Consider the following 22,514-nt stretch of genomic DNA (forward strand, 5'->3'; position numbering starts at 1 on the left):
GCGAACCCCGGGATTTCCATGCGTTGATTTTAAACCCGGGATCAAGCGGATTTATTCTTGTCGTCGACATCCTCGAAATCGGCATCGACCACCTTCTCGCCGCCAGCGGGACCGGCTTCGGCTCCCGGCGCGGCGCCAGCCTCGGCCTGCGCTTTATACATCGCCTCGCCGATCTTCATCGCCGCCTGGGTCAGCTTCTCGGAGGCCGCCTTGATGGCCTCCACATTGCCGCCCTCGAGCGCGCTCTTGGCTTCGGCTACGGCCGCTTCGGCCTCGGTCTTGTCGGCGGGCGCTACCTTGTCCCCAGCATCCTTCAGGGTCTTCTCAACCTGGTTGATCAGCCCCTCGGTATGGTTGCGGGTTTCCACAGCCTCGCGCCGGGCCTTGTCAGCCGCCGCGTTTTCCTCGGCCTCGCGCACCATGCGCTCGATGTCCTGCTCCGAGAGACCGCCCGAGGCCTGGATGCGGATCTGCTGCTCCTTGCCGGTGGCCTTGTCCTTGGCGGAGACCGAGACGATGCCATTGGCGTCGATGTCGAAGGTCACCTCGATCTGCGGCACGCCACGCGGCGCGGCGGGGATGCCGGTGAGGTCGAAATTGCCGAGCAGCTTGTTATCCGCCGCCATCTCGCGCTCGCCCTGGAAGACCTTGATGGTCACGGCCGTCTGGCCGTCCTCGGCGGTTGAGAAGGTCTGGCCCTTCTTGGTCGGGATGGTGGTATTGCGGTCGATCAGGCGGGTGAACACGCCGCCCAGCGTCTCGATGCCGAGCGAGAGCGGGGTCACGTCGAGCAGCAGCACGTCCTTCACGTCGCCGCGCAGCACCGCGCCCTGAATCGCCGCGCCGATGGCCACGACCTCATCCGGGTTCACGTTGCGGGCCGGCTCCTTGCCGAAGAAAGTCTTCACCGCCTCGATGACCTTCGGCATGCGGGTCATACCGCCGACCAGGATCACCTCATTGATCTCGCCGGCCGTCACGCCGGCATCCTTCAGCGCGGCGCGGCAGGGCCCGAGCGTGCGTTCGATCAGGTCGTCCACCAGGCTCTCCAGCTTGGCGCGGGTCAGCTTCAGCACCAGATGCTTCGGCCCGGAGGCGTCGGCGGTGATGAAGGGCAGGTTGATCTCGGTCTCCTTGGAGGAAGACAGCTCGATCTTCGCCTTCTCCGCGGCTTCCTTCAGGCGCTGCAGTGCCAGCTTGTCCTTGCGCAGGTCGATGCCCTGGTCCTTCTTGAACTCATCGGCCAGGTAATCGATCACGCGCTGATCGAAATCCTCGCCGCCCAAGAAGGTGTCGCCGTTGGTAGACTTTACCTCGAACACACCGTCGCCCAGCTCCAGAATGGAGATATCGAACGTGCCGCCGCCGAGGTCATACACTGCGATGGTGCCGGCGTTCTTCTTGTCCATGCCGTAGGCGAGCGCGGCCGCCGTCGGCTCGTTGATGATGCGCAGCACCTCTAGGCCCGCGATCTTGCCGGCATCCTTGGTCGCCTGGCGCTGGGCGTCGTTGAAATAGGCCGGCACCGTGATCACCGCCTGTGTGACGGTCTCGCCCAGATAAGCCTCGGCGGTCTCCTTCATCTTGGTGAGGATGTGAGAGGAGATCTGCGACGGCGAATATTTCTGCCCCTTGGCCTCAACCCAGGCATCGCCATTGTCACCCTTGGCGATGGTGTAGGGAACCAGCCCCTTATCCTTGGTCACGGTCGGGTCGTCGTAGCGGCGGCCGATCAGGCGCTTGACGGCGAACAGCGTGTTGGTGGGGTTGGTCACGGCCTGGCGCTTGGCGCTCTGGCCGACGAGACGCTCACCGGAATCGGAAAACGCCACCATGGACGGGGTAGTGCGCGCGCCTTCCGCGTTCTCGATCACGCGGACATCCTTGCCTTCCATGACGGCGACGCAGGAATTCGTGGTACCAAGGTCGATACCAATAACTTTGCTCATTGAATGCTCCTATGCAGCGGATCGCGCCAGCCCGAAGCACCGGGGCGATCCCTTTGAACCAACGGCCAGAATGTAATCAAACCACCCGCCGGACACAAGGGGAATATGCTGTCCGGCGGGCGGGGTGGAGGTGTCAGGCGGTCATCGCCTCGGGCGCGGTGCGGGCGCGCTTGGTGATCAGCTTGTTCAGCGCGTGGATATAGGCGCGCACGGCGGCGACGATGGTGTCGGTATCCGCGCCCTGGCCGTCCACGCTCTTGCCGTCCTCGGCCAGACGCACGGTGCATTTCGCCTGGGCATCGGTGCCCTCGGTCACGGCGCCAACGGAGAATAGCTGCAACTCGGCCTGATGCGGGAAGATCGCCCGGATGGCGTTGAAGGCGGCGTCCACCGGGCCGTCGCCGCGCTCATCGGCCTGCTTGGGCTCGCCATCCACCTCCAGCTCCAGCAGCGCGCGGGGCTTGGCCTTCGACCCGGCCCAGACTTCCAGCGAGACGAACTTGATGCGCTGATTGCCGCGCACCACCTCGTCATCGACCAGGGCCACGATGTCCTCGTCGTACACGATCTTCTTGCGGTCGGCCAAATCCTTGAACCGCTTGAAGGCATCGTTCAGCGCGTTGTCGCCGATATCGCCATAACCCAGGCTGGTCAGCTTGTCGCGGAAGGCGGCGCGGCCGGAATGCTTGCCCATCACCAGCGAGGTCTTCTGCCAGCCCACCGATTCGGGGGTCATGATCTCATAAGTGGCGGCGTTCTTCAGCATCCCGTCCTGGTGGATGCCCGATTCGTGCGCGAAGGCGTTGCGCCCGACGATGGCCTTGTTCGGCTGCACGTCGAACCCGGTGACGGTGGCCAGCAGCTTCGAGGTGCGCAGGATGCGCGTGGTCTCAATATTATGGTGGTAAGGGTTGGCGTCCGGCCGGGTGCGGATCGCCATCACGATCTCCTCCAGCGCGGCGTTGCCGGCGCGCTCGCCAATGCCGTTGATCGTGCATTCGATCTGCCGCGCCCCGCCGCGCACCGCCGCCAGGGTGTTGGCCACGGCCAGGCCTAGATCATTATGGTTATGCGCCGACAGGATCACCTGATCCGCCCCCGGCACGCGCGTGCGCACGGTGGAGAAGATGCGGAACATGTCCTCGGGCACGGCGTAGCCCACCGTGTCGGGGATGTTGATGGTGGTTGCCCCGGCCTTGATCGCGGCTTCCACGCAGCGGCACAGGAAATCGATATCCGTGCGCGTGCCGTCCTCGGCCGACCATTCCACGTCGTCGGTGAAGTTGCGGGCCAGGGTAACCGAGGTGGTGACATGCTCCAGCACCTGCTCCGGCTCCATGCGCAGCTTGTACTTCATGTGCAGCGGGCTGGTGGAGATGAAGGTATGGATGCGCTTGCGCTCGGCCGGCTTGATCGCTTCGCCGGCACGGGTGATGTCGTTCACCGCGGCGCGGGCCAGCGAGGTGACGACCGGCCCCCTGATCTCGCGGGCAATCCGGTTCACCGATTCGAAATCGCCGGGCGAAGCGGCGGCGAACCCGGCCTCCATCACATCCACCCCCAGCTCCGCCAGCGCCTGGGCCATGCGGATCTTCTCGTCGATATTCATCGAGAAGCCGGGGGATTGCTCGCCATCGCGCAGCGTCGTGTCGAAGATGATGACGCGCTTATCGTCGATGGTGCCGAAATTCGGGTGGTTGATCGTACTCATGTCTGTGCTCTTCCGCTGCAAATGCCGTGAGATGGATGGTTAGGCATTCCCCTGAGCGATGACGCGGCGCCAGGCGCACGCGAACAGACCTCCCCGCTCAGGGGCGGATAAGTCGAAGAAGCAGCCCGGACAGGGTGGGGGCGTTAGCCATGCCCCGGAAATAGGAGAAATTCTCACCCGGTGCAAGCTGTTTGCCCGCTTCAGCCCCTCACGGCGTGCGGGTCAGCTCATACAGCGCCACGGCCCCGGCGGCGGAGACGTTCAGGCTCTCCATGCCGCCAGGCATCGCCAAGGCGCAGACCTCGTCGCAGGTTTCGCGCGTCAGCCGGCGCATGCCCTCGCCCTCGCTGCCCAGCACCAGCGCCACGCGCCGCCCGGCGAAACTCTCGCCGCGCAGCCGGGTGGTGGCGTGGCCATCCAGCCCCACCACCCACACATCGGCGGATTTCAGCACGATCAGCGCGCGCGAGATGTTGACGATTCGCAGCAGCGGAATCGTCTCCAGCGCGCCGGAGGCGGCTTTCGCCAGCGCCCCGGTCTCCTCCGGGGCGTTGCGGTCCTGGGCGATCACGGCGCAGGCGCCGAAGGCCTGGGCCGTGCGCATCAGCGCGCCGACATTGCGCGGGTCGAAAATCTGGTCGAGCACCAGCACCGGGCCGGGGCGCTTGAGCGCGTCCAGCAGAGCCGGGGCGGCGAGTTGGTCAGCCAGCAGCGCGATGCCCTGGTGCACGATGCCCGAACCCGGTCGTGCGCCGAGGATCTGATCGATTCGCTCGCGCGGCAAGATCTCGGGCTGGATCGGCCAGGGCAGGGGGCATTCGGCGGCCAGCGCCGCCTGCGCCTCATCGGTCACGACGAGTCGGCGCAGCCGCCGCTGCGGATTTTTCAGCGCCGCGCCGACCGCATGGGTGCCATAGAGCCACACGGCCCCGGCCGGTGCGCTATCCTGGCGCCCGCGCCCGTGCTCGCCCCGGCCATGCTCACCCCGCCCGTGTTCGCGCGGCGGGCGCGGCCCCTGCGGGCGTTCCGGCTTGCTCTCATCGCGCCCGCCCAGGTTCAGGCGGGCCTCGCCGCCTTGCGCGGAGCGGCCGGAAAACGGTCGGTTCTTGTCGCCCTGGCGGGCGGGTTTGCCACGGGGCGGGCGGTGCTGCGTCATGGATTGTCCACTATCGCGCACAACTTGCGTTGACAACCGAGCTGGTTTCGGTGAAAGGAGCACCCCATACGGAAGGGTGCCCGAGTGGCTAAAGGGGACGGACTGTAAATCCGTTGGCGTGCGCCTACGTTGGTTCGAATCCAACCCCTTCCACCATTTCTTGAAAATTCGCGGTCTTGCCGGGTTGTGCGGCGCACGGGGTTTACTCATACCCGGCTCTTGCCCTAACGGTAGCGGCACGCGGGTGTAGCTCAACGGTAGAGTCCCAGCCTTCCAAGCTGGTTGTGCGGGTTCGATTCCCGTCACCCGCTCCATAACCGGGCGTTCCGGGCTTGCAGGTTCCGGCCTGCTGGCGCAAAACGCGGGTTATGGCGCGCCGAGACTTGACATTGGACGCGCCAGAGTGTGGAAGGCAGCTTCCCATGCTGGTACGGATAGGGGCGTAGCTCAATTGGTTAGAGCGCCGGTCTCCAAAACCGGAGGTTGAGAGTTCGAGACCCTCCGCCCCTGCCATCCCTTCCCAGCACCTCAATCGCGGTTTGTCGGAGTTCGGTTTTGGCGTTCAACCTGGTGAAATTTTCGCGCGACGTGCGTGCCGAGGCGGATAAGACCACCTGGCCCTCGCGCAAGGAGACCCTGCAGACCACGGGGCTCGTGCTTGCCATGGTGATCGTCACGGCCCTGTTTTTCCTGACCGTCGATCAGATCATCGGCGCGGTCATGCGCTTGCTGTTCGGCGTCGGAAGCTAAGGATTTTTTTGATGGCCAAGCGCTGGTACGTTCTGCACGTCTATTCCGGGTTCGAGAAGAAGATCGCGACCCAGATCAAAGAGCAGGCTGAGCTCAAGGGCCTCGCCGATCATATCGGCGAGATCGTGGTGCCAACCGAGGAAGTGACCGAGGTTCGCCGCGCGCAGAAGGTGAACACCGAGCGCAAGTTCTTCCCCGGCTATGTCCTGATCAACATGGACATGACCGACGACGCTTGGCATCTCGTGAAGGATGTGCCGAAGGTGACCGGCTTCCTGGGCAGCCGCAACAAGCCGAGCCCGATCAGCGATTCCGAGGCCGAGCGGATCATGAAGCAGCAGCAGGAAGGCGCTGAGCAGCGCCGTCCGGCCGTGATCTTCGAGGTTGGCGAGCAGGTGCGCGTGGCCGATGGCCCGTTCACCAGCTTCAACGGTGTGGTCGAGGAAGTGGACGAGGAGAAGGGCCGCGTGAAGGTCATGGTCTCCATCTTCGGCCGCCCCACCCCGGTCGATCTGGAATATGCCCAGGTGGAGAAGCTCTGACGGGGTTGTAATTTCCGTCACGGCTCCCAATCTTCAGGCTTCTGAAGCAAGAGGGACAAGGTGTCTGACGCGAACCCTTCCAAGCCGCTGCCGCGCTGGGCTCTGTTCAGCGCGGTTTTTATTGTCATTATCGCCCTGCTGGGCTGGCTCGCGCATTACCTGTTGGTCGGCCAGTACATCGTCAGCACCGACGATGCCTACCTGGCCGCCGATTCCAGCCTGATCGCGGCCAAGGTCAGCGGTTATGTCACCAAGGTCGCGGTGAATGACGGCGATACGGTGGCGCAGGGGCAGTTGCTCGCCGTCATCGACCCGCGCGACTATGAAAACGCCCTGGCCGCGGCCAGGGCCGAGGTGGCGAATGAGCAAGCGGCGCTGACCTTGCAGCAATCCAAGATCGCCGCCGCCGCCGCGACCCTGGCCGGCGACCAGGCGCGTCTCGCCTTCGCCGTGCGCAACCAGGCGCGCTACGCCAAGCTCTCGGCCAAGGGCGCGAGCCCCGAGCAGGCGGCGGAGCAGGCGAATACCGACCTCGCCACCATGCGCGCCCAGATCGATGCCGACACCGCCGGGTTGCAAGCCGCGCAGACGCAGGTGAAGCTGCTCGACGCCACCCTGGCCCGCGCCAAGGCGCAGGCGGCGCAGGCGGAACTCGACCTCGCTCACACGCAGATCCGCGCGCCGGTGGCCGGTGTGGTGGGCAACAAGACCGTCTCCCAGGGCGACTATCTGCAACCCGGCACACAGATCATGGCCGTGGTGCCGCTCGATCAGGTCTATGTTCTGGCCAATTATAAAGAGACGCAGATCACCAATCTCCGCCCCGGCCAAGCCGTGAGCGTCCATGTCGACGCTTTCCCCGATCTCGACGTGAAAGGTCATGTCGACAGCGTGTTCCCTGCCTCGGGCCAGACCTTTGCGCTGCTGCCGCCCGACAATGCCACCGGCAATTTCACCAAGATCGTGCAGCGCGTGCCGGTGAAGATCCTGCTCGACCTGACACCGGATGAGATCGGCAAGCTCCGCCCTGGCCTGTCGGTGGAGCCAGATATCGACACGCGCAACCAGCCGTGACGGAGCGTCAAAAAGTCCCGCTGCGCAACAAGATCGCCGTGGCGGGCGGGCTGATCGGCGCCTTCATGGCGGTGCTGAACATCCAGGTGGTCAACACCTCGCTGCCCGATATCCAGGGCGGCATCGGCGCCGGGCTGGATGATGGCGGCTGGATCTCCACCGCTTATCTGATCGGCGAGATCATCGTGATCCCGCTCTCCAGCTGGCTTGCCTCGGTGTTTTCGCTGCGCCGCTATCTCATCACCAACACGGTGCTGTTCCTGGCGTTTTCCGCCGCGTGCGGGCTGGCGGGCAATTTTCCCGAAATGGTCGCGCTACGCGCCTTGCAGGGATTCGCCGGCGGCGTGCTTATTCCGCTGGGGCTGTTCTGCGTGATCACATTGCTCCCGGAGCGCTCGCGCCCGGTCGGCTTCGCGGCCTTTGCACTCACCGCCACCTTTGCCCCGGCCATCGGCCCCACAGTCGGCGGCATCATCACCGATCTCTATGGCTGGCGGTACATCTTCTTCCTCAACCTGATCCCCGGCGCGCTGATGCTGAGCGCTTTGACCTGGGGCTTGCAGTCCGCCCCGATGCAGCTTGAGAAGCTCCGCCAGGGGGATTGGCTCGGCATCATGACCATGGCGGTCGGCCTAGGCACGCTGCAAGTGGTGCTGGAGGAGGGCAACAAGGATGACTGGTTCGGTTCGCCGCTCATCACCAAGCTGGCGGTCATTTCGGGCCTCGCCCTGATAGCATTTCTCGTCCAAGAGCTGCGCCCCGGCAACCGCGCGCCGCTGCTCAATCTGCGCTTGTTCGCCCGGCGCAATTTCGCGCTGTCCAGCATCGCCAACACGATTCTCGGCTTTGTGCTCTATGGCGCGGTATACCTTATCCCGCTTTATCTCGCGGTGGCGCATGGCTACAGCGCGCGGCAGGCCGGTGAGGTGATGGCCTGGATTGGCTTGCCGCAGTTGTTCATCATCCCGCTCAGCCCCTACCTGATGCGCCGGTTCGACCCGCGCCTGCTGCTGGGGCTCGGCCTCGCCTTGTTCTCGATCAGTTCGTTCATGAACATGAATCTCGGCCCCGACGATTCCGGACCGCAAATGCTCATACCGAATCTGATCCGTGCCGTCGGCCAGGCGCTGGTGTTCCCGTCGCTCACCTTCATCGCCACCGCCGGAATCCCGCTGAAGGATGCGGGCTCGGCGACCGTGCTGTTCAACATGCTGCGCAATCTCGGCGGCGCGATCGGCATCGCGGTGGTGCAGACATTTCTCACCAACCGCGAAAAATTCCATTCCGCCATCATCACACCCGATGTCAGTCTGCTCAGCCCCGCCACGCAGGCGCGGCTAAACGGGCTGCGTGAATATTTCATGACGCATGGCCTGAGCGATCCCGGCTTGGCGCAGGCCGAGGCGGTGCAAATGCTCGGCCGGTTGATCCGCTTGCAAGCAAATTATTTCGCCTATGGCGATGCCTTCGCGCTGCTCGGCGCGGCCATGGTGATCGCGGTGATCGCCACCGCCTGTCTGCGCCGCCCAGCCGGCGCCAGCGCCCCGGGCGGGCACTAACCTGCCGCGCGGTTGTTTGACTTATGTCATGTTCTCTGACGGGATTGCCTGTAAAACCAAGCCACTAGATTAGTCGCGCGATATGCGGCTAAGCTGCACTTGGCGGCTGCGCATTGGCTGCGAAGTGGTCTAGCGTTTTGAAAACCTTGGAGGAAACGGACATGTCTCGCGTAGCATTGGTCACCGGCGGCACTCGTGGAATTGGCGCGGCCATCAGCTTGGCGCTCAAGCAGCAAGGGCGCAATGTCATTGCCAGCTATGCCGGCAACGACGCTGCGGCCGAAGCCTTCACCAAGGAGACGGGCATCGAGGCGATCAAGTTTGACGCCGGCAATTATGACGCCAGCATCGCCGCTGTGAAGGCGATCGAGGCCAAGCACGGCACCGTCGAGATCCTGGTGAACAATGCCGGCATCACGCGCGATGCCGTGATGGGCAAGCTCACGCGTGACATGTGGGATGCGGTGATCGACACTAATCTCGGCTCCTGCTTCAACCTCTGCAAGGCGACGTTCGATGGCATGAAGGCCAAGAAGTTTGGCCGCGTGGTCAATATCGGCTCCATCAATGGTCAGGCCGGTCAGTACGGCCAGGTGAACTATGCCGCCGCCAAATCCGGCATCCACGGTTTTACCAAGGCTCTGGCGCAGGAAGGCGCGCGCAACAATATCACCGTCAATGCCGTGGCGCCGGGTTATGTCGATACCGATATGGTACGCGCTGTCCCGCCTGACGTGCTGGAGAAGATCATCGCCAAGATCCCCCGCGGCCGCCTGGGCAGGGCCGAGGATATCGCCCGCGGCGTCGCCTTCCTCACCGCCGACGATGCCGACTTCATCACCGGCGCCACCCTGTCCATCAATGGCGGTCAGCATATGTACTGAGTGGGGGACAGCCACTCATTCCATTCCAAGGGGGGCTCACAGCCTCCCTTTTTCGTTTCACTCTGGCGTTTCCAAAAACCGCCTGATGCCGTCTATGGCCTCGGCCAAGCCGGAGCGGATGATTGGCGCGGCGTCGGGGAAAGCGGAGAACAGGCGCGACGGCACTTGCTTGTCCAGCAGCACAAACACGCCGCGGTCATCCGCCCGGCGGATCAGCCGCCCGAAAGCCTGCCGCAGGCGCAGGCGCACGATGGCATCGTCATAATCCTTGGGGGCGCCATGCGAGAGATGCGTGCGCCTCGTCCGGTGCAGAATATCCGGCCGCGGCCAGGGCGTGCGCTCGAACACCACGAGGCGCAGCGCGTTGCCCGGCACATCCACGCCGTCGCGCATGGCGTCGGTGCCAAGCAGGCAGGAATGTTCCTCGGCGCGGAAGATATCGACCAGCGTGGCGTTATCCATCGCGTCCACGTGCTGGGCGTAGAGCGGGATGCCCGCCTCCTCCAGCCGGGGCGCGATGCGCGCCTGCACCGCCTTCAGCCGCGAGATGGCGGTGAACAACCCCAGCCCGCCGCCGCCCGCCGCCTGAAACAGCGCCTGATACGCCCCCGCCAACGCGCCGATATCCTGGGTATTCACGTCCGAGATCAGCACGATACGCGTGCGCTCGGCATAGTCGAAGGGCGATTCGAAAGCGGCGCGAATAGCGGGGGCTGCCAGATGCGCCGCCCCGGTGCGGGCTTCGGCATTCTCCCAGGCAGTTTCGGTGTCAGAACCATCGCGCAGCGTGGCGGAGGTGATCAGCAGCCCATGCGCGGGCGTGGCAATGCTCTGGATGAAGGCTTCCGTCGGGTCGAGCATGTGTGAGAGCAGGGCGATATCGCGGTCGGTCCCGGCCTCGCGGTCCAGGCGCAGGAATTCGATTCGCGTTGGGCGCTCGCCGGGGGCGGGTTCGTTGCCCAGCCCGTCCAGAATCCGCCGCCAGGCCGAGAGCGGGTCGATGCCCCGGCGTTGCAGGCCGCGGGCGATGCCCTCCAGCCGCTGGCGCGCGGTTTCCTCCAGCTCCGGCTCAGTCTCCAGCCGCTCCAGCAGATGCGTGCGCAGCGCCGCCAGGGGCACGCGCAGAGCTTCCAGCGCGGCGGAGAGCGTCTGCGCGGCGGGCCAGATGTCCGGGTTCAGCGGATGCAGATCGGTCTCGAACCCCGCCGCGCCTTGTAATTCGTTTTCGGTGGAGCGGGCGCGGGCCTGGGCGCGCAGCGCGCGCAGCAGCGCCTCGGCCGGGTTGTTGTCGGGTTCCAGCTCGGGGTCGAGCCGCATCGAGAACATGGGCGCGGGCAGCGCCTTGGCCGTTTTCAGCGCGGTCTCCACCAGCGCTTTGGTTTTGTCGTCGGTGGCGGAGATATCCTCCAGCCGCCGCGCCAGCCCGCGGGCGCGCGAGCGCGTGCCTTCGGCGCCCAGCAGCCAGCGCCGCAGCTCCGCCATCGCCGCACCGGAGAGTTCCACGGCGAAGGCGCTATCGGCGGCGTCGAAGATATGATGGCCTTCGTCAAACACGTAGCGTGTGGGCACGTAGTCATCATCCAGCCCGCCCCATACCGCCTGCGCCATCACCAGCGCGTGGTTGGCGATCACCAGATCCGCCTGGCGGGCGTTGCGCACCACGCGCTCGATCACGCAGGTGGAAAAATGCGGGCAGGCGGCATGGATACATTCGCCGCGCCGGTCAGCGATCTGCGCCAGCAGCCCGGCGCCGAACAACTCGGCGAACCAGCCGGGCAAATCGCCCCCGAACAGATCGCCATCGGCGCTTGCCACCGCCCAGCGCGCGACCAGCCCAAGCGGCACAGCGTAACGCTCGACACCGCTCGCATCCTCGAAGTTCAGCAGGCAAAGATAATTCTCGCGCCCCTTGCGCAGCGCCACCCTGGTGCCGGCGGGCAGGCGGCTCGCCTCCTGCTCGATCTGCCGCTGCAAATGCCTTGTATAGGTGGAGATCCACACCGCGCCCTTGTTCTGCTCGGCCCAGAGGGAGGCCGGGGCGAGATAGCCCATCGTCTTGCCAGTGCCGGTCCCGGCTTCGGCGATGACGACATGCGGCGCGCCTTCGGCTTGGCGCGGGGCAAAGGCTTCCGTGGCGGCTGAGGCATAATCCGCCTGGGCCGGGCGCTGCTCGGCGCCGGGGCCGAGCAGGCTGGCCAGCCGGGCGCGGGCCTGGGCGGGGGTAACGGGAAACGAGGATGGCGGCGGGCGCGGCGCCACCTCCTCCCATTTCGGCAAACGCTTGCCCAGGCGCATGGCCATGCCATCGGCGCGCGCCGCGGGCTGGCCGAGCGCGGCCAGCACATAAGGCGCCCAGCCCCAGCCGGCATCCCCCATGCGCGCGGCCAGGCCCGGCGCGTCGCGGTTGGCGGGGGTGCCGCGGCCGGCGGCCAGCCGTGCGAGCAGCGCCTCGGCCATCTCCGCCAGCGCCAGCGCCGCCGATTCCAGGCTGTGCGGTACGTCCATCTCCAGCGCGCGGGCGAGGCCCGCCGGGGTGGGGGCCAAGGTCTGCGCCGGGCAGATGAAGGCGAACAGCTCCAGCAGGTCCAGCACTTCGATGGCCGGATTGCCCAGGCGCCGCAGCGTCGCCGGGCCATGCACCACTAGCGCGCGCGCGGTGCCGAGCTGGCGGGCGACTCCGCCCGGCCGCACCGGCGCGGCCACGCCATCCGCGCCCAGAATCACGGCGCGGCCGTGACCGGCCACCAGAGCGGGCAGGGAGGGCAGAATCGTCATTCCGCTCAGTTATACGGCGCTGTTCACGGTTTGTCTCGCCCGCCCTGTTGCGGGCGCGTAAAACCGGCTCTAGAGCAGGCGCATCATGAGCGAAAACACACAAACCTCTCTGTCCTGGCCCTTCCGTGAAGCTGAACGCATTGCCGAGCGCCTGAAACAGAAAGGCAAGGATCACGCCTTGTTCGAGACCGGCTACGGTCCCTCCGGCTTGCCGCATATCGGCACCTTCGGCGAGGTGGCGCGCACCTCCTGGGTCCGCAAGGCGTTCACCGATCTCACCGGGCTGCCCTCGCGCCTGCTCGCCTTCTCCGACGACATGGACGGGTTGCGCAAGGTGCCCGACAACGTACCCAATAAGGACATGCTGCGCCAGCATTTGGGCAAGCCGCTCACCCGTATCCCCGATCCGTTCGGCAAGTTCGAGAGCTTCGGCGAGCATAACAACAACATGCTGCAGGACTTCTTGCGCGCTTTCGATTTCGAGTTCGAATTCGCCTCCGCTTCCGATTATTACGCCTCCGGCCGGTTCGATGCCGCGCTGCTGCATGTGCTCGCGCATCACGACGCGATCGTGAACATCATCTTGCCGACGCTGGGCAGCGAGCGCGCCGCCACCTATTCGCCCATCCTGCCGATCCACCCGCGCACCGGCGTGGTCATGCAGGTGCCCATCGACAAGGTGGACGTTGACCACGGCACCGTGTTCTGGACCGACCCCGAGACCGGCACGAAATATGAGACCTCGGTGCTGGGCGGCAACGCCAAGCTGCAATGGAAGGCTGACTGGGCGATGCGCTGGTACGCGCTGGACGTGGATTACGAGATGTCCGGCAAGGACCTCATCCCCAGCGTCAAGCTCTCCTCCGACATCGTCCGCGCCCTCGGCAAGGAACCGCCGGTCACGCTCACCTATGAGCTGTTCCTCGACGATAAGGGGCAGAAGATCTCTAAATCGAAGGGCAATGGCCTGTCCATCGAGCAATGGCTGACCTATGCGCCCAAGGAGTCGCTGGCGCAGTTCATGTATCACGCGCCCCAGCGCGCCAAGCGCCTGTTCTTCGACGTAATCCCCCGCGCCACCGACGACTACATCAACAACGTCGCCGCCCTGCCCACGGCCGAGAAGCCGCATGACAATCCGGCTTGGCACATCCACGGCGGCAAGCTGCCCGAGCATGCGGGCTCGCCGATCGGCTTCGGCATGCTGCTCAACCTGGCCTCGGTTATCAATGCCGACAGCCCGGAGATGCTCTGGGGCTTCATCCGCGCCTATTTGCCGGGTGCCGATGCCGAGAGCTATCCGTTCCTGGCCAAGCTGGTGCACCACGCCATCGCCTATAACCGCGATTTCGTGGCCCCGGCCAAGCAATACCGTGCGCCGACCGAGGTGGAACGCGGCGCCTTGCTGGACCTCGCGGAGAGCCTGAAAGCGGGCGAGCAGGCCACCCATAAGGGCGACACCCCGGCCGAAAAGTTGCAAAACCTCGTTTACGAGGTCGGCAAGCGCCACCCCTTCGCCCCGCTCAAGGCATGGTTCGACTGTCTCTACCAGGTGTTGCTCGGTACCTCCGAGGGGCCGCGCTTCGGCGGCTTCATCGCGCTTTATGGCGTGGAGCGCACGGTGGCGCTGATCGAAACCGCGCTGGCGCGGGGCTGAGCCCGCCCAAAGCCCCGCCATGCGGCGCAAGGCGCTAAAATATCTGCCGCCCGTGCTCGGCCTGCTGGTGCTGGCCGGGGTGGTGGCGGGGCTGCACGGCGCCCTCGGCAAGATCAGCCCCGGCGATATTCTGGCCGCGCTGGAGGCGACCCCGCGCCTGCATATCCTGCGCGCGCTGGTGCTGCTGGGGGCCAGCTGCTGCATCATGTGCGCCTATGACCTGCCGGGCGTGCTGTTCGCGCGGCGGGTGGCGGCGTTTCCGCCCATCGGGCTGCGCCGGGTCGGGCTGGCCTCGTTCTGCGCGTACACGCTGAGCCATGTGTTGGGCGCGCCCGCCCTGTCGGCGGCGGCCATCCGCCTGCGGCTTTACGCGCAATGGGGAGTTCCAGCGGCGGGCATCACCCGCATCATCGCGCTCTCGGGCACCAATTTCACCCTTGGGCTGAGCACGCTGCTGGGGTTGCTGCTGCTGTTCAACCCCGCCGCCCTCCCGGTCTTTGGCGGTGCGGCGCCGGGCTTGCTGCGGCTGATCGGGCTGGTGCTGGCCGGGATTCCCGCCGCCTATGTGGTGGCGGCGCGCGGGCGGGATTCGGTGCGGCTGTTCGGGCGCGAGATCGCGCTGCCCGGCGCGCGCCTCGCCGCGGCGCAGATCATCCTGGCCTGCGCCGACATCGCCACCACCAGCGCCGTGTTTTACGCCGTGCTGCCCGCCGCCGCCGGGCTGACCTACCCGGTCGCCCTCAGCCTCTATCTCGCGGCTTTCGCCTCGGGCGCCTATTCCGGTCTGCCGGGTGGGGTGGGCGTGTTCGACTCCCTGCTGCTGCTTGGTCTTTCGGCCTATTTGCCGGCCGCCGACGCGCTGGGGGCTATTTTGTTGTTCAGGGTCATGTATTTTCTGCTGCCGGCGTGTTTAGGCGGAATTTGCTACGCCGGGCATGAATTATGGGCGCACACGCAGGCGCCGGGAGAGAAAAAATGAGCATGCAACAGACAATCACGCCGGTGGACGGGCGGGTCTATGCCGAGCGTCCGTTCGCCGGGGCCAACCATATCAACGCCGTGCTGGACAATGTGGTGAAGGCGCAGCAAGCCTGGGCGCTGACCACGGTGGAGCAGCGCGCCGCCTATTGCTCCCGATTCTGCGACGCGCTGCTGGCGCATATCGACGAGATTGCCCTCGAACTGGCTTGGCAGATGGGCCGCCCGGTTTCGCAGGCGCCCAACGAGGTGCGCACCTGCGTGGACCGCGCGCGCTATATGATCGCCGAGGCCCCGGCCGGGCTGGCGCCGCTCGACCCCGGCGCCAAGGAGGGCTTCAAGCGCTATGTGAAGCGCACGCCGCTGGGCGTGGTGTTCGTGATCGCGCCGTGGAACTATCCGTTCCTCACCGCGGTGAACTCCATCGTACCCGCGATTATGGCCGGCAACGCGGTGGTGCTGAAGCACGCGGCCCAAACGCAGCTCGTGGCCGAGCGCTTCCAGCAGGCTTTCGACGAGGCCGGGCTGCCCGCCGGCGTGTTCCAGCACATTCATGTCCCCGGCGCGGTGGCCGAGCAGTTGGTCAAGGATACGCGCATCGCGCATGTGAATTTCACCGGCTCGGTGCCGGTGGGCCATGCGGTCTCCCGCGCGGCGGCGGACCGGTTCATTTCCGTCGGTCTGGAGCTGGGCGGCAAGGACCCCGCCTATGTCCGCGCCGATGCTGATATCGGCTTCGCGGTGGATAATCTGGTCGATGGCGCTTTCTTCAATTCCGGCCAGTCCTGCTGCGGCATTGAGCGCATTTACGTGCATGAGAGCGTGTTCAACGACTTCGTCGAGCGCGCCGTGGAGCTCACCAAAACCTACCGCCTGGGTGACCCGACCAAGCCGGAGACCAATATCGGCCCGGTGGTGTCGGGCAAGGCCGCGGCCTTCATCCGCGACCAGGTGGGCGAGGCGGTGCGCCAGGGCGCCAAGGCGCTGATCGACCCCGCCAGCTTCGCCGCCGACCAGCCTGGCACGCCCTATATGGCGCCGCAGATCGTGGTCGATGTCGATCACTCGATGCGGGTGATGACCGAGGAGACCTTCGGTCCGGTGGTCGGCATCATGAAGGTGAGGAATGACGATGAAGCCGTCCGCCTGATGAACGACTCCGAGTATGGTCTCACCGCTGCCATCTTCACCCGCGACCTCGCCGCCGCCGAGGCGATCGGTGACTGCGTCGAGACCGGCACCGTGTTTCTCAACCGCTGCGATGCCCTCGACCCCGCGTTGCCCTGGGTGGGCGTGAAGGATACCGGGCGCGGCTACACGCTCTCGCGCTGGGGCTATGAGACGCTGACCCGGCCAAAGAGCTACCATTTGCGCCTGCCAGCGGGCTGACACAAAAAAGGCCGGGGAATTTCCCCGGCCTTTTTCTTGGCTACGTTGTCGGACCTAGTTGCCGCTGTCCTGGTTGCTGGTCGAGATGCCGACAAACAGCGCCTGGCCCTGGCGGATGATGCGCAGCGCCAGCGCGCCATTGCCGCTCTTGCGCGCCGCCTTGATCGCCGCCACCGCGTCGTCCGGGTTGGTGACATCGGTGTTGCCCACCCCCACCAACAGATCGCCCGGCTGCAGCCCGGCCATGTCGGCCAGCGAGTTTGGCTTCACCGCGGTGATCACGGCACCGGTGGCGCTATCGGGCAGGTTGAGCTGGCTGCGCGCGTCGGGGGTCAGCGGCGCCAGGGTCAGCCCCAGCGCGCCCTGTTGCGTGGCGGCGCCATTGCCGCTGCCGTTTTGCTGGAACCCGGCATCGGGATTGGCCGGCATGACCGTGACCGCCACCGAGACGGTGTTTTGCTTGCCGTTGCGCAGATACACGATATCCGCCTTGTGCTGTGGGTCGACATTGGCGATGTCGCTCGCCAGATCGCTGGGGTTGGTCACGGTCTGGCCGTTGACGCTGATGATCACGTCGCCTGGCTTCAGCCCCGCCTTCTCCGCCGGGCTGCCGGACGAAACGGCGGCGATCAGCGCGCCGTCCTTGGTCGGGTCGGCGGTGGGCAGACCCAGCGCCTGCGCCATCTGCGGCGTGATTTGTTGCGCGGCGACGCCGAGATAGCCGCGCACAACCTTGCCGGTTGTCACCAGTTGGGTGACGATGCGCTTGATCATGTCCGATGGAATGGCGAAGCCGATGCCGACCGAGCCGCCGGACGGCGAGAGGATGGCGGTGTTGACGCCGATCACCTGGCCCTTCTGGTTGAACAGCGGCCCGCCGGAATTACCCTCGTTGATCGGCGCGTCGATCTGGATGAACTTATCATACGGCCCATCGCCGATATCGCGGCCCAGGGCGGAGACGATACCCGCCGTCACCGTATTGTCGAGCCCGAACGGGTTGCCCATGGCCACCACCCATTCGCCCGGCTCCACCGCCGAGGACGGCCCGAGTTCGACATAAGGCAGTGGCTTGCCGGCATTGATCTTGAGCACCGCGAGATCGGTCTTGGCGTCGGTGCCGATGATCTTGGCCGGATAGGTGTCGCCGTCAGAGAGCGTCACCGTCACCGTGCGCGCATCCTTCACCACATGGTTGTTGGTGACGATGGTGCCGTTCTGGTCGATGATGAAGCCCGAGCCCTTGGCCTCCACTGCCTGGGGCTGCTGCGGCGTGCCGAAGCTGAAGGGGAAGCCGGGGATCTGCGGGAAGCCCGGCGGGAGCCCATTTTGTCCCTGGGCGCCGTTGTCGCTGCCATCATCCTGGCTGTCGGCGGCCTGGTTCAGCTTCAGATGCACATCCACCGACACCACGGCCGGCGACACATGCTTCACCAGCCCGGTGAAATCCGGCACCGGGTTGAAGCCCTGCTGCACGGCGGCGGTTTCATCGAGCGAGGTATCGGCGGCGAAGGCCGGGGCGGCGGGCAGGCCGGCCAGGGCGGTGGCGCCGAGCAGGGCGAGCGAGAGCGCCGTGCCGCGAGTTAAGGTCTTGCGCATATCTTGTCTGATCTCCTGCGGATATGTCCCGGTCTTACCGCGGTAAAACCATTCAGCTGTGGCATAAATGCCACAAGCGACTCACCCCCTCAACGGCTGATGCCAAGGGGTTACACTTCTTCACCGGTGGCAAAATTAGGCGGCGCCCGCATCTACCAGCACGATCTCGGCGCCGCTGCGGGCGGTGATGGCGATCTCGGCCTCGTCGGCGATGGCCACGCCGTCGCGCGTGCCAGCCTCGTGGCCGTTTACGGCGATCTCCCCGCTGGGAGCCACGAGATAGGCCACCCGCCCGGCGCCGAGCGCGTAGCTCACCTGCTCACCCGGCGCGAGCTTCGCGGCCATCACCGCGGCGTCGGCATAGAGCGGCAGCGCCCCCAGCCCGGCATGGCTGGCGCGGCCAGAGGCCAGCACCTGCAGCCCCTGGCCGGTTTCGCGTGGAAACTCCCGCGTGCCCCAGCCGGGCTGCACGTTATGCTGGTTCGGCAAAATCCAGATCTGGAACAGCCGGGTCGGCACGCTTTCATGGTTCATCTCGGAATGCACGATGCCGCTGCCCGCATGCATCACCTGCACATCTCCGGCGCGGGTGACGCCCTCATGCCCCAGCGAGTCGCGATGCGTGATCGCGCCTTCACGCAGGAAGGTGATGATCTCCATGTTATCGTGCGGGTGCGGGGCGAAGCCGGTATGCGGCGCCACCTCGTCGTCATTCCACACCAGCAGCCGCCCGAGCCCCATGCGCTTGGGGTCGCGGTAGCGGGCGAAGCTGAAATGATAGCGGGCGTTGAGCCATTCATTGCGGAAGCTGCCAAGGGAGGCGAAGGGGCGGATTTCAATCATGGTGTCTCCCAGATAGGCATGGCGGGGCGGAAAGAGAAGGTCAGCGGTTCATCAGCACGGGCAGTTGCGCGTGCTCCAGCACATGCCGCGTGGTGCCGCCCAGGATGAGCTGGCGCAGCCGCGAGGCGGTGGAATAGGCGCCCATCGACATCAGATCCGCCCCGAAGGCCGCCGCCGCCGCCAGCAGCCCGGCGCCGGTGACGCGGTTAATGGCGCGGAAGCGTACGACCTCGGCGCTGATGCCATGGTGCGAGATGTATTCCGCCACCTCCGCGCCGCTCGGGCCGGGCTTGGCGTAATCCTCCGAGACCAGCACGCACACGGCCTCCGCTTGGCGCACGAAGGGCATCACCGAACCCAGGGCCGAGGCGGCGTTGGCGGTGCCATTCCAGGCGATGGCGATGCGCCGGCCAATGCTCTCCGGCGGCTCCACCGGCGCCAGCAGCACCGGGCGGCCGGAATCGAACAGTACCGCGTGCAGCGCGTCGGCTGTCGCCACATCCTCGCCCGCCTGCGGGTGCGGCACGATGGTGAGGTCGGCGAGCCGCGCCTGATAGGCCACCACCTGCTCCTCGCGCCCGGTGAGGGTGGTGAAGCTGGCGCTTGGCTCATCGCGCCCGCGCAGCGCATCGCCCACTGGTACCTGGGCCGCCTCTGTCGCCGCCTCGAATAATTCGCGCAAATGCCGCGCCCGCGCGCCGCCCTCGCGCTCCGAGGCATTCAGCATGTCCTCGATCAACGCGCCGGACAGCCCCTCGCCGGTGAACGAGGTGATGTCGCGCGCATCGGCCTGCACATGCAGCACCTGCAGATGCGCATGCCACATCCTGGCCAGCATCAGCCCGGTTTGCAGCGCACCGCTGGCCGAGGCCGAACTGCTCACCGGCATCAGGAATTTGCGCACGGACATGGTTGCCGCCTCCTTGTTGCGATGCCTGATATTGGCCCTGGGCGGGCCGTGAATGCAACGGTTACAGCAAATCGCGGAGGCGGAACCAGCTGGTGGCGAGCAGCAGGGCAGGGGTGCGCAGCGCCCGCCCGCCGGGGAAGCGCGCATGCGGGATGCGGGTGAACACATCGAACCGCTCGGCCTGCCCGGCGATCACCTCGGCCGCCAGCTTGCCGGCGAGCCCGGTGAGCGCCACGCCATGGCCCGAGAAGCCGTGCGCAAACAGGATGTTTGGCGCCAGCCGCCCGAAATGCGGGGCGCGGTTCACCGTGATGTCCACATTCCCGCCCCACAGGAATTCCACCTTGGCGTCCTTGAGTTGCGGGAACACCCTTACCGCGCGGCGCAGCATCGAGGGGCCAAGGCTGGGCGGCGGCAACGTGGAATAGGAGACTCGCCCGCCAAACAACATGCGGTCATCCGCCGAGCGCCGGAAATAATCGAGCACGAAATTAAGATCGGCCACCGCCTCGTTGCCGGGGATCAGCCCGCGCACATCGGCGCGCGGCTCGGTGGCCATGATGTAGGTGCCCACGGGCATGATGTAGCCCGCGATGCCACGCATCAGCCCGCCGAGATACGCGCCACCCGCGACCAGCAGGAATTTGCTGCGCAGCTTATGCGCCCCGGCATGCAGGGTGAGGGTGGTCCCTTCCTCGACATGGCTGATCCGGGCGCCCGCATAGAGCTTCGCCCCTGCCGCCTGCGCCGCTTTGGCCAAGCCGAGCACGTAGTTATACGGGTGGATATGGCCGGAGATTTTATCCTCCAGCGCCGCCAGATAGCGCGGGCTGTCCAGCCGCGCGCGCATCTCCGCCCCCTCCAGCAGCCGCCCTGCCGGGGCGCCGAGGCTGGCCAGCTCCTCTTGCTCCAGCTTCAGATCGCGCACATGGCGCGGCTTGATCGCGGCGTGCAGATAGCCGCGCACCGGATCGGCGGGGATGGCGAAGCGGGCGATCTGCGCGTGCAGCAGCTCCACCGCTTCCACCGACATTTCCCAGAGCTGCCTTGTGGCCTCGCCGCCCACCAGCGCGTGCAGCTTGTGCAGCGAGCAGCCGAAGCCCGGCAGCGCCTGCCCGCCATTGCGGCCCGAGGCGCCCCAGCCGATGTCATGCGCCTCCAGCAGCGCCACGCTGTAGCCGCGTTCGGCCAGATGCAGCGCCGCGGAAACGCCGGTGATACCGCCGCCGATAATGGCGACATCGGCGCTCACATCGCCCGCCAGCGTGTCGCCGACGAAATCCACACGCCGCGTGGCGTGGTAATAGTTGTTCAGCATGTTCGCGGCTCGCGGCTAAACGTTGAGCAGCAGATGCTCGCGCTCCCAGGAGGAGATGACGCGCAGATAAGTGTCGTATTCCGAGCGCTTCACCGCCACCAGCACGTCCACGAGTTTTTCGCCCAGCACATCGCGCATCGGCTGGCTTTCGGCCATCAGGTCGAGCGCGTGGGAGAGTTCGCGCGGCAGCGTGTATTCGCCCGAATAGGCCGAGCCGTGCTGTTCCGGCGTCGGCTCCAGCCCCTCGACCATGCCGAGATAGCCGCAGGCCAGCGTCGCCGCGAAGGCGAGATACGGGTTGGCATCCGCGCCCGGCACGCGGTTTTCCACGCGCATGGCCGAGGGTTCGCCAAACGGCACGCGTAGGCCGCAGGTGCGGTTGTCATAGCCCCATTGCAGGTTGATCGGCGCGTTGGAGAAGCGCATCAACCGCCGGTAGGAATTCACGTTCGGCGCGAAGATCGGCATCACCGCAGGGATGTATTTCTGCAAGCCCGCCAGATAGCTCTTGAACAGGCGGCTGGCCTTGCCATCCTCGCCCGCGAACAGGTTCTTGCCAGTGCGCGGGTCCACGATGCTCTGATGCACATGCATGGCGCTGCCCGGCTCGTTGCCCATCGGCTTGGCCATGAAGGTGGCGTAGATGTTGTGGCGTAGCGCCACCTCGCGCACCGTGCGCTTGAACAGGAACACCTGATCCGCGAGGCTCAGCGGGTCGCCATGCAGGAAGTTGATCTCCACCTGCGCCGCGCCTTCCTCGTGGATCAGCGTGTCGAGGTCCATCTCCTGCAAATCGCAGAAATCATACATCTCCTCGAAGAGCGGATCGAATTCGTTGACCGCGTCGATCGAGTAGCTCTGCCGCCCGCTCTCCTGGCGGCCAGAGCGGCCGACGGGCGGCACCAGCGGGTAGTCCGGGTCGGTGTTGCGGGCCACGAGATAAAATTCCAGCTCCGGCGCCAGCACCGGCTTCCAGCCTTTCTCATCGTAGAGCTTGAGGATGCGCTGCAGCACTTGCCGAGGCGCGATCGGCACCGGTGTGCCGTTCGCGTATTGGCAATCATGGATGATCTGCGCGGTCGGCTCATGCGCCCAGGGCACCAAGCGGACGGTGGAGGCGTCGGGGATCAGCTTGATATCGATGATCGCCGGATCGGTGAGCTTGTCTTCCGGGTCTTCGGGATATTCGCCGGTTACCGACTGGATGAAGATCGCCTCTGGCAACCGCGGTGCGCCGCCTTGGAAGAATTTCTGCGCCGGCATGATCTTGCCGCGCGGAATGCCGGTGATGTCGGGCACCATACATTCCACCTCGGTAATCCGGTGCTCGTTAAACCACTCTTTTAAATCGATCGTGTCATTACTCATGTTATCCCCACAATGGCGGGCGGCGCCCGGGATGAGCGCCGCCTTGCCCGGT

17 protein-coding genes and 3 tRNA genes are annotated in these 22,514 nt (G+C 65.9%); 11 read left to right on the forward strand and 9 right to left on the reverse strand.

Going from position 1 to position 22,514, the window contains the following annotated elements; translation table 11 throughout:
- Nucleotides 1-41 precede the first annotated feature (41 nt).
- From dnaK to LI953_RS07195, 3 genes are all read right to left on the reverse strand, one after another.
- Entirely contained in the window at nt 42-1,949 is a 1,908-nt protein-coding gene (gene dnaK, locus LI953_RS07185; RefSeq protein WP_227075365.1) for a molecular chaperone DnaK, read from the reverse strand.
- 133 nt (nt 1,950-2,082) lie between these two features.
- Nucleotides 2,083-3,660, reverse strand: a complete 1,578-nt coding sequence (locus LI953_RS07190) for a 2-isopropylmalate synthase (protein ID WP_227075366.1) — start codon at nt 3,658-3,660, stop codon at nt 2,083-2,085.
- A gap of 208 nt (nt 3,661-3,868) precedes the next feature.
- Nucleotides 3,869-4,816, reverse strand: a complete 948-nt coding sequence (locus LI953_RS07195; RefSeq protein ID WP_227075367.1) for an RNA methyltransferase — start codon at nt 4,814-4,816, stop codon at nt 3,869-3,871.
- Nucleotides 4,817-4,886: 70 nt separating this feature from the next.
- Here LI953_RS07195 and LI953_RS07200 point away from each other — a divergent pair.
- From LI953_RS07200 to phbB, 8 genes are all read left to right on the forward strand, one after another.
- Nucleotides 4,887-4,972 (forward strand) — tRNA-Tyr (locus tag LI953_RS07200).
- 84 nt (nt 4,973-5,056) lie between these two features.
- Nucleotides 5,057-5,130 (forward strand) — tRNA-Gly (locus LI953_RS07205).
- A 122-nt stretch (nt 5,131-5,252) separates the two neighbouring features.
- Nucleotides 5,253-5,329: transfer RNA gene (locus LI953_RS07210), tRNA-Trp, on the forward strand.
- Nucleotides 5,330-5,371: 42 nt separating this feature from the next.
- Nucleotides 5,372-5,566 (forward strand): preprotein translocase subunit SecE, encoded by a 195-nt coding sequence (gene secE, locus LI953_RS07215; RefSeq protein ID WP_227075368.1) that lies wholly within the window; start codon nt 5,372-5,374, stop codon nt 5,564-5,566.
- Nucleotides 5,567-5,577: 11 nt separating this feature from the next.
- Nucleotides 5,578-6,108 carry a transcription termination/antitermination protein NusG gene (gene nusG / locus LI953_RS07220; RefSeq protein WP_227075369.1) on the forward strand — a complete coding sequence of 177 codons (531 nt, stop codon included), beginning with the start codon at nt 5,578-5,580 and terminating at the stop codon, nt 6,106-6,108.
- Nucleotides 6,109-6,168: 60 nt separating this feature from the next.
- A complete protein-coding gene (locus LI953_RS07225) occupies nt 6,169-7,182 on the forward strand; it encodes an HlyD family secretion protein (RefSeq protein WP_227075370.1) in 1,014 nt (337 codons plus the stop codon).
- Nucleotides 7,179-8,741 (forward strand): MDR family MFS transporter, encoded by a 1,563-nt coding sequence (locus LI953_RS07230; protein WP_227075371.1) that lies wholly within the window; start codon nt 7,179-7,181, stop codon nt 8,739-8,741. Before LI953_RS07225 ends, LI953_RS07230 begins: the two co-directional genes overlap by 4 nt.
- A 161-nt stretch (nt 8,742-8,902) precedes the next feature.
- On the forward strand, nt 8,903-9,625 hold the full coding sequence (phbB, locus tag LI953_RS07235) for an acetoacetyl-CoA reductase (RefSeq protein WP_227075372.1): 723 nt from the start codon (nt 8,903-8,905) through the stop codon (nt 9,623-9,625).
- A gap of 57 nt (nt 9,626-9,682) precedes the next feature.
- Here phbB and LI953_RS07240 read toward each other — a convergent pair whose 3' ends face one another.
- Nucleotides 9,683-12,400, reverse strand: coding sequence for a helicase C-terminal domain-containing protein (locus LI953_RS07240; protein WP_227075373.1), 2,718 nt, complete (start codon nt 12,398-12,400; stop codon nt 9,683-9,685).
- Nucleotides 12,401-12,485: 85 nt separating this feature from the next.
- On the opposite strand from LI953_RS07240, the gene LI953_RS07245 reads away from it, so the two are divergent.
- Genes LI953_RS07245 through LI953_RS07255 form a run of 3 tightly spaced genes read left to right on the forward strand, consistent with a single transcriptional unit; the run spans nt 12,486 to nt 16,424 of the window.
- Nucleotides 12,486-14,057, forward strand: a complete 1,572-nt coding sequence (locus LI953_RS07245; protein ID WP_227075374.1) for a lysine--tRNA ligase — start codon at nt 12,486-12,488, stop codon at nt 14,055-14,057.
- A gap of 19 nt (nt 14,058-14,076) precedes the next feature.
- A complete protein-coding gene (locus LI953_RS07250) occupies nt 14,077-15,036 on the forward strand; it encodes a hypothetical protein (protein WP_227075375.1) in 960 nt (319 codons plus the stop codon).
- A complete protein-coding gene (locus LI953_RS07255) occupies nt 15,033-16,424 on the forward strand; it encodes an aldehyde dehydrogenase family protein (protein WP_227075376.1) in 1,392 nt (463 codons plus the stop codon). Before LI953_RS07250 ends, LI953_RS07255 begins: the two co-directional genes overlap by 4 nt.
- Before the next feature lie 54 nt (nt 16,425-16,478).
- Here the strand turns inward: LI953_RS07255 and LI953_RS07260 are convergent, their stop codons facing one another.
- From LI953_RS07260 to LI953_RS07280, 5 genes are all read right to left on the reverse strand, one after another.
- Nucleotides 16,479-18,023, reverse strand: a complete 1,545-nt coding sequence (locus LI953_RS07260) for a Do family serine endopeptidase (RefSeq protein ID WP_227075377.1) — start codon at nt 18,021-18,023, stop codon at nt 16,479-16,481.
- A 135-nt stretch (nt 18,024-18,158) separates the two neighbouring features.
- Nucleotides 18,159-18,866, reverse strand: a complete 708-nt coding sequence (locus LI953_RS07265; RefSeq protein WP_227075378.1) for a pirin family protein — start codon at nt 18,864-18,866, stop codon at nt 18,159-18,161.
- Between the two features lie 40 nt (nt 18,867-18,906).
- Nucleotides 18,907-19,776 carry a universal stress protein gene (locus LI953_RS07270; RefSeq protein WP_227075379.1) on the reverse strand — a complete coding sequence of 290 codons (870 nt, stop codon included), beginning with the start codon at nt 19,774-19,776 and terminating at the stop codon, nt 18,907-18,909.
- Nucleotides 19,777-19,837: 61 nt separating this feature from the next.
- Nucleotides 19,838-21,094: an FAD-binding oxidoreductase gene (locus tag LI953_RS07275; RefSeq protein ID WP_227075380.1), complete on the reverse strand. Its 1,257-nt coding sequence runs from the start codon at nt 21,092-21,094 to the stop codon at nt 19,838-19,840.
- A 15-nt stretch (nt 21,095-21,109) separates the two neighbouring features.
- Entirely contained in the window at nt 21,110-22,462 is a 1,353-nt protein-coding gene (locus tag LI953_RS07280; RefSeq protein WP_227075381.1) for a glutamine synthetase family protein, read from the reverse strand.
- Nucleotides 22,463-22,514 lie beyond the last annotated feature (52 nt).

It is taken from the genome of Acidocella sp. KAb 2-4, from assembly GCF_020567705.1.
Classification (GTDB): domain Bacteria; phylum Pseudomonadota; class Alphaproteobacteria; order Acetobacterales; family Acetobacteraceae; genus Acidocella.